Raw genomic sequence first — 12,996 nt, 5'->3', positions numbered from 1 at the left:
GACAGTGTAGCAGAAGATAGCGTTAAAAAAGTAACTGTTATAGCGCCAACGGTTCAGACTAAAATAGCTGTTTTGCCCATTTACTTCCTATTATGCCCAACCCCCCTATCATAGCCACCCGCTTATGGCTGGAATCCGTCATTATCGGCCATACTCTGTGCCCGTTCGCCAAACGCGAATTAGAGCGCGGCAGCATCCATTTTTGCACCGAAGCCGACACCGACCCCGAAACCTGCCTGCACCAACTGATCGGCGAATGCGTCCGGCTAGATAATGACAGCAATATCGCCACCACCCTAATCATTTACAGCCACGGCTTTAGCGATTTTTATGCTTACTTGGATTTTTTGGCCTTGGCCGAAGCCTTATTAGCCTCCCAAGGCTATGAAGGCGTTTACCAACTCGCCAGTTTCCACCCCGATTATTGTTTTGCCCAAGCCGCCGCCGACGATGCCGCCAATTACACCAACCGCTCACCCTACCCCATGCTGCATCTGCTGCGGGAAAGCGATATCGAACAGGCGGTCAGCAGCCATCCTGACCCGGACGGCATACCCGAACGCAATATCCGGCATACCCGCCAACTTGGCCTAAACCAGATGCAGGCCTTGCTGGCGGCCTGTTATCGCCAGAAACCCTAGTAATAGGGTTTGCATCAGACCCGAAAGCGTTTTATGATGTTTCAGACCTGCGGGTTTAACCCGTGCCGCGCTTGCCGCTGGCCTAGCCACACTGGCAAACAACCATCAGCCAACGCGCACAATCTTAACCCCTAACGAAACTCTACCCGCATTTACAGGTCACTGTAACGTTAACCACTCTTTAAGGATCCTTTATGAAAGCCGATACCGTTTTATCACGCCCCGAAGCGGGCGTACTGGCAACCAATAAGTTGCTGCGTAACACTTACTTGTTATTGTCCATGACCTTATTGTTCAGCGCCATGACCGCCGGTGCGTCCATGTATCTGAACCTGCCCCACCCTGGTATGATCCTGACTTTAGTCGGTTTCTATGGCCTGCTGTTCGCGATCACCAAATTCCGCAACAGCGCGGTCGGCATTGTCCTGGTGTTTGCCCTGACAGGTTTTATGGGCTTGACCTTAGGCCCTATCCTGACTATGTACATCAAAGCTTTCACTAACGGCCATGAGCTGATTATGATGGCCTTAGGCGGCACTGGCACGATTTTCTTAGGCCTGTCCGGCTACGCCTTGACCACCCGCAAAGATTTCAGTTTCTTGGGCGGCTTTTTGATGGTCGGCATCTTGGTGGCCTTTCTGGCGGGTATCGGCGCGGTGGTGTTCTCCATCCCCGCCCTGTCCTTGGCGGTATCGGCGATGTTTATCCTGCTGATGTCCGGCATGATCCTGTTCCAAACCAGCCTGATGGTCAACGGCGGCGAAACCAACTACATTATGGCGACCGTCAACTTATATGTGTCCATCTATAACCTGTTCCTGAGCTTGCTGCAAATCTTAGGCGTATTCGGCGGCGACGACTGATAGGCCCAAAAGACTAGGGTGATTACACCCTAAACCTCTAGTACCCCCCCAAAGGACACCCGGCTATAGCCGCGTGTCCTTTTTACCTTCCAGACCATGCGCCCGAATTTTATTGGGGTACGCACTATCACCACCAACCTCGCCCTACACAAAAAGCCTCCGCTTATTTCCTAACAACAAACGGATGATCAAGCCATATTTTTCAACTTAATGGCCGTACCCCGCCCCGACCACCGCAAAACCCACTCCTTCACATCATCCATATAAGTAAACGCCACCGGGATCACCAATAAACTTAGCAAGGTAGAGGTCACCAAGCCGCCCAGCACCGCCACCGCCATCGGGCTGCGGAAAGACGAATCGGAATCTCCCCAACCCATAGCAATGGGCAACATTCCCGCGCCCATCGCAATCGTGGTCATAATAATCGGGCGGGCGCGTTTATGGCAGGCATCCAACAAGGCTTCATGGCGGCTCATGCCGTGGTCGCGTCTGGCGACAATGGCGTATTCGACCAATAAGATGGAGTTTTTCGTAGCGATGCCCATCAGCATCACCAAGCCGATTAAAGACGGCATGGAAAAACTTTTATCCGCCAGCAACAAGGCGACAAAGCCGCCGCCGAACGACAGCGGCAACGCCACCAAAATGGTAATCGGTTGTAAAAAATCCTTAAACAACAGCACCAGCACAATAAAAATACACAACACGCCAATCAGCATCGCCGTGCCAAAACTGGTAAACAGTTCTATCATCATTTCCGCGTCGCCGACATTCACTTGCTTCACCCCCGCAGGTAAGTTACGGATACTGGGCAATTGTTCCACAGCGGCGGCGACATCGCCTAAGGGCAAATCGGCCAATTCAATTTCAAAATTAATATTGCGCGCCCGATCATAACGGTCAATCACCGCAGGGCCGCTAGACAGGGTCAAATCGGCGACCTGCCCAATCATCACCGGGCCACTATTCGCTTTACCTGACGGTACGGCCAGACGCTCCAATATGGCAAGGTCACGCCGCCCGTCTTCCGTCAGCTTGACCATAATCGGCACTTGCCGTTGCGCCAGATTAAACTTGGGCAATGAGGTATCGTAATCGCCGATAGTGGCGATACGCAGCGTCTCGGCAATAGCGGCGGACGTGACCCCCAAATCAGCGGCACGGGCAAAGTTTGGCCGCACGGCAATTTCCGGCCTGACCAACGACGCACTGGACGCAATATTGCCCAAGCCATGTATCGTGCGTAAATCTTTCCCGACCGCGCGGGCGGCGGTCAACAGCGTCTGCGGGTCTTCCCCGCTCAACACCAACACATATTTTTCCCCAGACGCACCCAAGCCTACTTTCGTGCGCACTCCAGGCAACGCTTGTAAAGCGGTACGAATATCTTTTTCAATAACCTGTTTGCGCACGGGCCTATCTTGGCGGTTCGCCAGTAAAACGGTCAGGGTCGCCTTACGCACCTCACCGCCACCCTGGATCGCCATCGGGTCAGCCCCTGCCGTACCTGCGCCAATCGTGGTATAAATGGCATGCACATAAGGTATGGCAGCGACTAACTGCCGCGCTGTTTCCGCTGTCGCGCTAGTTTGCGCCAACGTCGCTCCGGGCGGCAATTCGACAAACACCTGACTTTGCGGATTATCATCCGCTGGGACAAAGCCAGTCGGCAATAACGGGATTAACATGAGCGAGCCGATAAAAAACGCCACCGCCCCTGCCATCGTCAATAACCGGTGCCGCAAGCACCACGCCGCCAAACTTAAATAATGGCGCATAATAAGCCCGTCAGCTTGGGCTTTATGGCCTGTATCCTTTAACAAATATGCCGACATCATCGGGGTTAGCATCCGTGCCACCACCAACGAGGCCAAAATGGCCAACGCCGCCGTCCAGCCAAATTGCTTAAAAAACCGTCCGGCGATACCGCTCATAAAAGCGGTCGGCAAAAACACCGCCACTAAGGCCAGCGTCGTTGCCACCACCGCCAAACCGATTTCTTCCGCCGCTTCCATCGCCGCCTGATACGGGCTTTTGCCCATGCGCAAATGGCGGACAATGTTTTCGACCTCAACAATCGCATCATCGACCAAAATACCGATGACCAGCGACAAGGCCAATAAGGTGACGACATTCAAAGAAAAGCCGAAATAATCCATGCCGATAAAGGCCGGAATCGCCGACAAGGGCAAGGCGACCGCCGAAATAAAAGTGGCCCGCCAATCGCGCAGGAACAACCAGACCACCAAAATCGCCAGAACCGCACCTTCGTACAGCAAAGCCATCGAACCGTCGAATTCTTCCTGCACCGGCACGACAAAGTTAAATGCCTCGTTCAACTCCACATCAGGATTGCTCAGGCGCAATTGTGCCAAGGTTTTTTGCACCCCAGCCCCGACTTCCACCTCACTCGCCCCCCGGCTCCGCGTCACCTCAAACCCGACCACACGTTTACCGTTAAAAAACGCCAATGCGCGGGGTTCGGCAACCGTATCGTTAATCTCGGCAATCTGATCCAAACGCACCCGCCGCCCATCCGGCAAGGAAATCTCTAGCGTCCGCAGTTGTGCTACCGACGTGACATTCGCCAAAGTACGCACCGGCTGTTCGCCGTTGCCCAAATCGGTGCGCCCACCGGAGCTCTCGCGTTGAATCTGCCGCAGTTGTTGGGAAATACCTGTTGCCGTCGCGCCTAAAGACTGCAACTTAATCGGATCCAAGGCAATCGCCACCTCCCTCGTCACCCCGCCAACCCGCTGTACATTCCCTACCCCGCGCACCGACAACAGCCGCTTAGTAATGGTGTCATCGACAAACCATGACAAAGCCTCTTCATCCCGCTGCGCCGAAGCCACCGTAAATGCCAAAATCGGCGATGATGCCAAATCCAATTTATTGACAATTGGATCCCGCAAATCGGCGGGCATATCCGACCGCACTTTACTGACTGCCGAGCGCACATCATCGACCGCTTCCTGTACGGGTTTTTCTAGCCGGAATTCGGCGGTGATCGTAACGCTACCGTCCTTAATTGTGGTGGTCAGACGCTTTAAACCTTGCAGTGTCGCCAACGAATTTTCAATTTTCCGCGCCACATCCGTTTCCAACTGCCCCGGTGACGCGCCGGGCAAACTGCACGACACCACGACAGTCGGCAAATCCAAATCCGGGAAGTTTTGGATTTTCATGGCCTTAAAACATAGCAAACCGCCGATGCTCAGCAGTAAAAACAGCATCAAGGCCGGAATGGGATTACGGATACACCAGGTTGAAATATTCATTTGCCCACCACCCGCACGGTATCGCCATCCGCCAAAAACGCCGCCCCGCTGGCCACCAAACGGTCATCAGGGCTAATGCCCGATAAAATTTCATAATACTCAGCCCAACGCCGCCCTAATTGCACTTTGACTTGGCTGACCGTCGCTTGATCGTGCTGCCCTGCATTCAGACGGAACACATAACTAAAGCCTTCGCGTAAAGACAAAACGTCTTGCGGCACAGTCAAAGCAGAGCTACTGCCCAAGACAAATTCCCCTTGGGCGAACATCCCGGCGCGTAGCCCTTGGCTGCTGGCCGTAGCAGGCAGATCGACATAGACCAAGCCATTACGGCTTTGGGTATCTATGGTCGGGGCGAGCACCCGTACCTTACCCGCCACTTTTGCCACGTTGGGGATAATCACTGTAACCGCCACCCCCGGCTTAAGCCGCGCCATTTCCGCCGCCGTCACTTCCGCCCGCCATTCCAAACGGTTTTGCCGGATCAAGCGGAACAACTCCTGACCCGGCGTCGCCACCGCCCCTAAGGTCGCCGACCGCGAAGAAATAACGCCGTCATCACTGGCGACCACACGGGTATGCTTTTTCCGCAGCAACTGGCTATCCAACTGGGCTTTAGCCGACTGCACTTTCGCAGCGGCGGTTTTTTCACTGGTTTCATACTGGGCGACTTGTTGGCCGCTCAACACCCCCGAACCGGACACTTGCCGCGCCCGTTGCGCATTAGCGCGGGCATCGGCAAGATTCGCCTCCGCCTCCGCCAAGGCCGCTTGGGTTTGGGCGACATCCGCCAACACCCGATCATCGGCAAATACCGCCAAAATTTGGCCTTTACGCACCGTTTCGCCCACTTGCACCCGCACCTCATCTAAACGTAAATCGCTGATTTGCGCACCGATAATGGCCTCCTGCCACGCCGAAACCGAACCGTTGGCCGTTAAAGTCAACGGAATATCCCGTTGGCTAGGTCGGCTAACGGTAACGCTCAAGGCTGGGCGCACCGCCGCGTTACCTTCGGCAGGCGCATCGCTTTGCCCGATACTCTCGCCCACACTTAAGGCCAAACAAATACCCGTCACTATCGCCAACACATTGGCTGTTTTCATGCTCTTGCTCCAGTTACAGTTGCCGCACAGGCGTTATCCAAATAGGTGTTTTCCCGTTCCCACGCCCAGCGCCCACTGCCATTAATCCGATAATTAATAATCAATGTGTTGCCGTTAAATTTTTTTCAAAAAAGCCAAAACAGGATTAACCGTCCATAGTCCGATAAGGTTATCCTTATCCCTCAATCCACCCAACCGCCGCCCACAGCACGATACAAAGCAATCCACGCGCTAACTTGTTCCTGCTCCAAATCCTTCACCGCCAAATCCGCCGCCACTGCCGAACGCCGCGACGTTTCCGCATCCAACAAATTCCCCAAACCCACCTCATAAGCTTGCTTAGCGGCCTGATAATGGCTCTGATAATCACGGGTAGCCGCATGGGCTTGAGGCAAGCGTTGCCCGGCACTCGCCAAACGCACCAAGGCTTGCTCCACCTCTTTCACCGCCGTGCGGACAACCGCATGGAATTGCGCGGTGGCAGCGGCATAATCCTGCTTCGCGGCTTCGACATCAGCAGCGCGTTTCCCCGCATCAAACAACGGCAAGCTCAGCGTCGGGCCAATTGACCAGGTTTGCGCTAAGGTCAACGCCCCACCGTTAATATTTTGGAGCACCGGCGCAATATTGCCCGACAAACTCAACTTAGGATAACGCTTGGCTTGCGCCACCCCGATCTTGGCACTGGCTTCCGCCATATCCCGCTCGGCGGCGGCAACATCCGGGCGTTGCAACAGCATCTTGGCAGGTACGGCATTAATCGGAAACGGTGGCGGTTTAGGCAAACTGGCGACCGCCCCTGAGGGTTGCGCCAATAGTTGCCGCAGTTGCGGCTCTTCCAGCCCAGTCATCGCCACCAAACTTTTGACCGAGCGGTCACAGCTCGCCTGTTGTTGCAATAAGGTATTTTGCCCCTCGGCGGCACTGGCGCGGGCTAAAGCCGCATCGGCGGTCGTGCGGAACCCGGCTTGGGCAGCAATCCCTACCACCCGCGCCGAGGCCTGCCTAGATTGTGCGTCGGCCTGATTTAGACGCAACTGCGCCTCACAATAGCGTTGCGCCAGATAAGCATTTGCCAATTCCGCCGCCACCGCCACCCGTGCGTCGTGCCAAGCCGCCGTGCGCGAAGCCAACTGGCTCAGCCCGGCCTCTTGCTGCCGCGCCAGACCACCAAACAAATCTAACTCCCAACTGGACTGCAACTCCAATTGATGTTGGTTACGGATAAACGGCGCTTGCCCGAACGAAAACGACGAACGGGTACTGCTTAAACTGCCATCCACACTCGGCAAAAACTGCGAACCGCTGCTGACCAGACTAGCCCGCGCCTGCCCAATACGCGCTTTGGCATTGGCGACATCGGCGCTTTCCGCTTGTGCCGCCGCCAGTAAACGGTTCAGCACCGGATCATTAAATTTTTCCCACCAGTGCGCCAATTCCGTCAATTCGCCGTGATGCGCCAACACCGGGGGTGGCGCATACCAGCGTTTGGCGGCCGGCAGTTCGGGTGTGTGGTAATCCGGCCCCACTGTCGTTAACCAACCACCTTTTAAACCGCAACCGGACAATAGTAACGGTAACATCACCCCACTCAGGAGGGCATTACACTTGATGTTCAAGTTTTTCATAAAACCTGCTCTAAATATCGTGAAAACCGTCATTGCAAAAATTATTTACCACGCAGGGCACACCTAAAAATGCTGTATTTGTCGCGGCAAATGAACAGCGGCAGAAAAACTTACCGATTCTATCCGCCACAATGTGAATACACCGTTATAAAGTCCGATGTTAAGCAAACGACAGACTAAATGTTGGTACACACGGGTTAGGCCATCGTGCAATGGCTGAAGAGCATCGCACTCCGTCCGGTGCGGCGTCTTCGGTGGAGTACAAAGGTCTTTAGCCTTTGCCGAGGGCTTTAACCTCGCGCCTAATCCAGTATGTCCGGTTAGCTTGTCTTTGTGTCGCTTAATGAGTCACTGCCCACTGAAAGCCTGCGCTGCACCTCATCGGCAATAATCGCCACCGCATAGCCCACCAAACGTTCCGCTAATATCTCAATATCAGCGGGCGTAGCTAGCAACTGCGGGGCAAGACAAGCCACCACATCCTGTCCGACATAAAAATGCACCGCCATACCGATTACCGCAAACGCCAAGCGCTGCAAATCGTCATCCGGCTCTGCCAAGGCAAAGTGCCGCTGGAGCAATGCAAGCAGAACATCATGCAGCGGCTTAATTTCAGCATCTATCTCTTCCTGCCAAACCCCCGTAGGCTCAACCATTTCCCGAAAACGCAATTTCATCGCCAATCGCGAAGTTTCACCTTGCTTTAACGGCGCTAAAAATTCGCGGAAAAAGAGTGCCAAGGCTTGCGGCAAAGGCAAGTCCGCACAAGCCGCCAAAGCCAAATGGCAAGGCGTGTCGCCCATCGGTTCAATAAATGCCGCCCGGTACAAGCCTGCTTTGTCACCAAAATAGTAGCGGATGGCCGAAATGTTCGCCCCCGCCAATTGGCAAATATTACGCGTCGTTGCCGCCGCAAAGCCTTTTTCGGCAAAAATGCGCAACGCCGCCATCACCAAACAGCTACGCGCATCCTGCGGTTCGGTCAGATTATCGGTATGCTTAGCCATCTATCCCATACATCATCAGTCGCCCATAATTAAATCAATCGTTTGATTTAATTATGGGCGACAAATACCCGCCTGTCAACTTTCCCGCCTATTTTTACCCGTCCACTAACAAAAATAACCCTCAAAATGCCCGAAATACATAACGGCATTGTTATTCTCGGTTTTTTTCTTTTATACTTGCCAGCTAACTTTACGCCTATCTACCAACAGGGAGCTATCATGGAAAAACCATTTATCTTACACATGCTGACGACAGCAAAAAACCTCAGCCCATTCGATGTTAACATGGCTCTGGATGCCGGTTGGGTTTCCGCTTTGCCTTACATTAATGTTGAACCTAGCGAGGTACAGGGCTTAGTTCAGGATGCGATTTTTTCGCGTAGCACCAAAAACCTCAAGCGGACAGGCATTTTTATCGGCGGACGCGACACCAAACAAGCGATGGACATGCTCAAAACCGCCAAACGCTCGATGGTACCGCCTTTTGAAGTATCCGTATTTGCCGACCCTAGCGGCGCGTTCACCACAGCGGCAGGCATGGTCGCCGCTGTCGAACATGAACTCTTCACCAAATTTAACACCACCTTAGAAGGCAAAACCATTTTGGCGCTGGGGGGCACCGGTCCGGTCGGCCAAGCGGCGGCGGTCATTTCCGCACAAGCCGGCGCGAATGTGCGCATTATCGGCAGACAATTGGAAAAAGCCCAAGCCATTGCCGATTTATGCAGCAATGAGTTTGGCGATGGTAAAATCACCATTACCGCCGGTGCGGATGCCGACAAAGCCGAATACATCAAAACTGCCGACGTGGTGTTTGCCACAGGCGCGGCAGGTATCGAACTGTTAAGCGCCGAACTGATCGCTTCCGCCCCCCAACTGAAAGTTGCCGCCGACGTTAACGCCGTACCGCCTGCCGGTATCGCGGGTGTCGATGCCTTCGATAACGGCACCCCCATACCCGCCTCTACCAGCGGCGCAGTCGGCATTGGCGCGTTGGCGATAGGCAACATTAAATACCAAGCGCAAAATCTTTTATTAAAAAGTATGCTCAGCACCGACAAACCGTTATACCTGCATTTTGAACATGCTTTTGCTGTGGCCAGAGATTACATAAAATCCCAAGCCTAATCCGCTTACCTTTCAACCCGTCACTTTATGAGAATGTCTAATGGAAAAACGTAGCATTTTACACATGCTGGACCCCATGCCGCACAACAGCCCGTTCGACATTAATATGGCCATGGACGCTGGCTTTGATGTGCTGATGCCCTATAGCAATGTCAAACTCGACAGCGTTTATGGCTTGACTCAGGACGCTATCTTTTCACGGGGCCCTGCGGGTGTCAGACGCACCGGCATATTTATCGGTGGCCGTGATCTGGGGCTGGCGATGGATATGCTTAAAGCCAGCCAGCAAGCGATGGTACCGCCTTTTGAAGTGTCGGTGTTTGCCGACCCCAGCGGCGCATTCACTACGGCCGCCGCCTTGGTCGCCTGCGTGGAAAAACAACTCCAAAGCCAGCATGGTAAGGCTTTGTCCGACTGCAAGGCCTTGGTGTTTGGCGGTACCGGGCCGGTGGGTATTGCCACCGGCGTGATTGCTTCCCTGGCAGGGGCGCAAACTGCCTTAGTCGACCATCTCTCGGCAGAAACCGCCGACGATGTCGCCAAAGCCTACAACCGCCGGTTTGCCTGCACCCTGACCGGGGCGTGCGGACGCACGGATGCCGAAAAGGCCGAACTGCTGCGTGATGCCGACATTATTTTCTGTACCGCTAAAGCCGGTATCCAAGTGCTGAACGCCGCCACATTGGAAACCGCCTTACAGCTTAAAGTTGCGGGTGATGTCAATGCCGTGCCGCCAGCAGGCATTGAAGGTATTAAGCGCAATGACCTAGGCACACCCCTGCGTCATGCCAACCCCGACCTGAATGCAGTCGGGGTCGGTGCCTTAGCCGTCGGCAATGTGAAATATCAGTTGCAAAATGAGCTGTTAAGGCTGATGCTAACCGCCGAAAAACCGCAGTATCTGGATTTTAGGGCGGCATTTGGCAAAGCCAGAGAGCTTGTTTAAGGCGTTTTTTTTTAGAATGGGCAATCCTGACAATTGCCCATTCAGCAACTATACTGATACCAGAGGACACAAAAACCCACGGGCAATAACGGCAATACACTGTTATTTTTGGCATGAGGGTTAATACCACAGATGGTGTGACAACATGAGCCAATACGACAGACTATTATTTGCCGGCGACCCGCACGGAAACTTTAACGCCCTGATTACCGCCGTACACAAGCACCGCCCGGAAGCGGTGGTGATGCTGGGTGACTATGATCTTGAACAGCCTTTAGAAACCTATTTGGCGGAGATTCTCGACCTGACCCAGGTCTGGTGGATTGCGGGTAATCACGATTTTGAAACGCCCTGCAAATACCATAACCTGTTCCATTCCGCCCTGGCCCATAAGAGCCTGCACCTTAAAGTCACCGAAGTGGCGGGACTACGGATTGCCGGGCTAGGCGGCATTTTCTTAGGGCGGGTCTGGTATCCGCCGCAAGTGCCGAAATGGCGCAACAAGCAGGAATACTTAGAGCATCAAGCCGCCCATATCAAAAATGCCGATATGTCGCTGAAATACCGTTCGGCAATTTGGCATGACGAATTTGAAGCGCTCAGAAGCCTTAAGGCCGACATCCTCGTCACTCACGAGGCACCAGGCTCACACCGGCACGGTTTTGCCGTTATTGGCGAACTGGCCGCCGCTATGGGCGTAAAACATATTTTTCACGGCCATTTGCATGAAAATTACACCCGCATCATCAAACAACACATCCATGTGTTTGGCGTAGCAAACCGGACGGTCACTAATTTACGCGGCCAAATCGTCAGCGACATCAAAGCCTGCCATGACTTCTCTTATTAAACCCTCCGCCCCCGCTTAAAGGCTAGACCCTTAGGCGGCTTCTCCAGCTTGTCGTTTTTAACCCGCATCTAAATTGAATGGCCTGAACGCCTTAACCATTAACTGAAGAGCAACCGCATGAGCGACTTTATCCCCCCCTACCCTATCCGCCACCCGAAAACCCTAGGTGGTTTAGATACCATTAAGCACCTGCGCCGCGATTTGCTGTCATTCTGGACAGAAAATGCCTTTACCCGCAAGTTCATCACCATGAAACTGCTCAACCGCACGCTGATTATCGCCAACTTACCTGAGGCGGTGAATTATATTTTAATCCAACATTATGATAATTATCAGAAAAAAAGCTCCTTGATGCAAAAAAGCCTGATGCCGTTAATACCGGACAGCCTGCTGATTAGCCACGGGGATCTTTGGCAAAAGCACAGCCACCTCATCAGACCTTTTTTCGGCCCCGAACAGCTCACTACATTCAGTGCCGTGATGCAGCAAACCCTGCACGAACAGCAAGAACGCTGGGGCAAACTGCCAACCACCAACACCTTACCCATGCTGCCGGAAATGCGTGCCTTAAGCGCGACCATGCTGTGCCGCATCCTCTTTGGCTCCCAGATAAGCGACGCGGACTGCCAAGCCTTAACCAAAAGCGTGGCCGCGTACCTGCATAGCATTGAAGACTTGGACGTTAACACCTTTTTCGGCTTACCCACCTGGGTACCGAGCTTGGGCGGCAACAAAAGCGGCAAAGCCGCCAAAGCGGTGCATGAGTGCATAGACAAAATCATCGCCACTTATAGCCCAGCTAACGCCAACTCCTTACTGGGGTTATTCCTTAGCTTGCCCGACTTAAGCCCCGCCCAAATCCGCCATGAACTGCTGGCATTTTTTCTGGCCGGTTACGACACTACCGCCACTACCCTCACCTGGGTCTGGTATTTGCTCGCCCAATGCCCTGATGTCGAACAGCGCCTACACCAAGAAATCGACAGTGTGCTAAACGGCACTGAGGCCTTGGCTGACCTGCCCACACAACTACCCTACACCCGCGCCATCATCGACGAAACTCTGCGCCTGTATCCGCCCTTCCCGATGCTGTCACGCGAAGCCGCTGCCGCCGACACCTTTCACGATAAACCCATTCCTGCCGGCGCCACTATACTTATCGTGCCTTGGCTGTTGCACCGCCATAAAGCCTACTGGGAAAAACCCGACCACTTCATCCCCGAACGCTTTCTGGCCGATGCACCCGTTAAACCGACCCCTTTCACCTACCTGCCGTTTGGCTTCGGGGCGAGGGAGTGCGTCGCCAAACAGTTCAGCACTTTGCAACTAACCCTGTCCGTAGCCCTATTGGCGCAACACTTCCGCCCACAAACCAAACCTGGGTTAAAAGTTACCCCTATCTGCAAAGTCACCCTAAGCCCAGACAATGACGTGCCCATGACAATAGTAAAGCGGTAAGCCTATTTGCCGCTACCTCGGCACAGCCACCAGTCAGGCCTTTCAGGTTTTGGCAACCTGAAAGGCCTGACTGGTCATAACGGAA

Annotated in this window: 10 protein-coding genes; 6 read left to right on the top strand and 4 right to left on the bottom strand. The window is 53.8% G+C overall.

Going from position 1 to position 12,996, the window contains the following annotated elements:
* The first annotated feature begins 92 nt into the window (after positions 1–92).
* Together CEK71_RS02210 and CEK71_RS02205 are read left to right on the top strand one after the other, a co-directional pair.
* Complete coding sequence (locus CEK71_RS02210) at positions 93–641, top strand: DUF1415 domain-containing protein (protein WP_088617855.1); 549 nt, start codon at positions 93–95, stop codon at positions 639–641.
* Positions 642–835: 194 nt separating this feature from the next.
* Positions 836–1,504 carry a Bax inhibitor-1/YccA family protein gene (locus CEK71_RS02205; RefSeq protein ID WP_088617854.1) on the top strand — a complete coding sequence of 223 codons (669 nt, stop codon included), beginning with the start codon at positions 836–838 and terminating at the stop codon, positions 1,502–1,504.
* 188 nt (positions 1,505–1,692) lie between these two features.
* Here the strand turns inward: CEK71_RS02205 and CEK71_RS02200 are convergent, their stop codons facing one another.
* From CEK71_RS02200 to CEK71_RS02185, 4 genes are all read right to left on the bottom strand, one after another.
* A complete protein-coding gene (locus tag CEK71_RS02200; protein WP_088617853.1) occupies positions 1,693–4,788 on the bottom strand; it encodes an efflux RND transporter permease subunit in 3,096 nt (1,031 codons plus the stop codon).
* A complete protein-coding gene (locus tag CEK71_RS02195) occupies positions 4,785–5,894 on the bottom strand; it encodes an efflux RND transporter periplasmic adaptor subunit (RefSeq protein WP_088617852.1) in 1,110 nt (369 codons plus the stop codon). The genes CEK71_RS02200 and CEK71_RS02195 overlap by 4 nt, the downstream gene beginning before the upstream one ends.
* 182 nt (positions 5,895–6,076) lie before the next feature.
* Positions 6,077–7,522, bottom strand: coding sequence for an efflux transporter outer membrane subunit (locus CEK71_RS02190; RefSeq protein ID WP_088617851.1), 1,446 nt, complete (start codon positions 7,520–7,522; stop codon positions 6,077–6,079).
* Positions 7,523–7,842: 320 nt separating this feature from the next.
* Complete coding sequence (locus CEK71_RS02185; RefSeq protein ID WP_088617850.1) at positions 7,843–8,529, bottom strand: CerR family C-terminal domain-containing protein; 687 nt, start codon at positions 8,527–8,529, stop codon at positions 7,843–7,845.
* 219 nt (positions 8,530–8,748) lie between these two features.
* Here CEK71_RS02185 and CEK71_RS02180 point away from each other — a divergent pair, with 219 nt between their 5' ends.
* From CEK71_RS02180 to CEK71_RS02165, 4 genes are all read left to right on the top strand, one after another.
* Positions 8,749–9,657, top strand: coding sequence for an NADP-dependent methylenetetrahydromethanopterin/methylenetetrahydrofolate dehydrogenase (locus CEK71_RS02180; protein ID WP_088621471.1), 909 nt, complete (start codon positions 8,749–8,751; stop codon positions 9,655–9,657).
* A gap of 40 nt (positions 9,658–9,697) precedes the next feature.
* Complete coding sequence (locus CEK71_RS02175) at positions 9,698–10,603, top strand: NAD(P)-dependent methylenetetrahydromethanopterin dehydrogenase (RefSeq protein WP_088617849.1); 906 nt, start codon at positions 9,698–9,700, stop codon at positions 10,601–10,603.
* Between the two features lie 145 nt (positions 10,604–10,748).
* Positions 10,749–11,453 (top strand): metallophosphoesterase family protein, encoded by a 705-nt coding sequence (locus CEK71_RS02170; RefSeq protein WP_088617848.1) that lies wholly within the window; start codon positions 10,749–10,751, stop codon positions 11,451–11,453.
* 117 nt (positions 11,454–11,570) lie between these two features.
* Positions 11,571–12,911, top strand: a complete 1,341-nt coding sequence (locus CEK71_RS02165) for a cytochrome P450 (protein ID WP_088617847.1) — start codon at positions 11,571–11,573, stop codon at positions 12,909–12,911.
* The last annotated feature ends 85 nt before the right edge of the window (positions 12,912–12,996 follow it).

It is taken from the genome of Methylovulum psychrotolerans, from assembly GCF_002209385.1.
GTDB lineage: Bacteria > Pseudomonadota > Gammaproteobacteria > Methylococcales > Methylomonadaceae > Methylovulum > Methylovulum psychrotolerans.
This window is presented reverse-complemented; position numbering and strand designations above follow the sequence as displayed.

What these genes read in the sequence shown, in the direction of transcription:
- CEK71_RS02210 (WP_088617855.1), top strand. Translation starts at nt 93, where the DNA reads ATGCCCAACCCCCCTATCATAGCCACCCGCTTATGGCTGGAATCCGTC.
- CEK71_RS02205 (WP_088617854.1), top strand. Translation starts at nt 836, where the DNA reads ATGAAAGCCGATACCGTTTTATCACGCCCCGAAGCGGGCGTACTGGCA.
- CEK71_RS02200 (WP_088617853.1), bottom strand. Translation starts at nt 4,788, where the DNA reads ATGAATATTTCAACCTGGTGTATCCGTAATCCCATTCCGGCCTTGATG.
- CEK71_RS02195 (WP_088617852.1), bottom strand. Translation starts at nt 5,894, where the DNA reads ATGAAAACAGCCAATGTGTTGGCGATAGTGACGGGTATTTGTTTGGCC.
- CEK71_RS02190 (WP_088617851.1), bottom strand. Translation starts at nt 7,522, where the DNA reads ATGAAAAACTTGAACATCAAGTGTAATGCCCTCCTGAGTGGGGTGATG.
- CEK71_RS02185 (WP_088617850.1), bottom strand. Translation starts at nt 8,529, where the DNA reads ATGGCTAAGCATACCGATAATCTGACCGAACCGCAGGATGCGCGTAGC.
- CEK71_RS02180 (WP_088621471.1), top strand. Translation starts at nt 8,749, where the DNA reads ATGGAAAAACCATTTATCTTACACATGCTGACGACAGCAAAAAACCTC.
- CEK71_RS02175 (WP_088617849.1), top strand. Translation starts at nt 9,698, where the DNA reads ATGGAAAAACGTAGCATTTTACACATGCTGGACCCCATGCCGCACAAC.
- CEK71_RS02170 (WP_088617848.1), top strand. Translation starts at nt 10,749, where the DNA reads ATGAGCCAATACGACAGACTATTATTTGCCGGCGACCCGCACGGAAAC.
- CEK71_RS02165 (WP_088617847.1), top strand. Translation starts at nt 11,571, where the DNA reads ATGAGCGACTTTATCCCCCCCTACCCTATCCGCCACCCGAAAACCCTA.